We start from the raw sequence: 280 nt of genomic DNA, 5'->3' as shown, positions 1-280 counted from the left end.
AGATCCTGTCGCGCTCGGTGCGTGAGGAATTTGCTTGAACACACAGACTGTCTGGTCGGGCCCATCGCTAGACTTATAGTCAGTCGGCTTCGCACGAGGTCGTTGACGAGAGGAAGATGACGTGTCGGATCTGTTGGACGACCTGGAGTGGAGGGGCCTCGTCGCTGACTCCACCGACCGTGAGGCGTTGGAGGCTCACCTCGCCCAAGGACCCGTCACCTTCTATGTGGGCTTTGATCCAACCGCCAAAAGCCTCCATATTGGCCATCTTGTCCAGTTG

The 280-nt window shown here is 57.9% G+C and carries 1 pseudogene; it reads left to right on the top strand.

Annotation, left to right across the window (positions count from 1 at the left end):
• Positions 1–121: 121 nt before the first annotated feature.
• Positions 122–280, top strand: a pseudogene (locus JBO08_RS28345) (tyrosine--tRNA ligase); the annotation flags it as partial.

The sequence above is a fragment of the Pseudomonas sp. LAP_36 genome (assembly GCF_019456785.1).
Classification (GTDB): Bacteria; Pseudomonadota; Gammaproteobacteria; order Pseudomonadales; family Pseudomonadaceae; genus Aquipseudomonas; species Aquipseudomonas tritici.
This window is presented reverse-complemented; position numbering and strand designations above follow the sequence as displayed.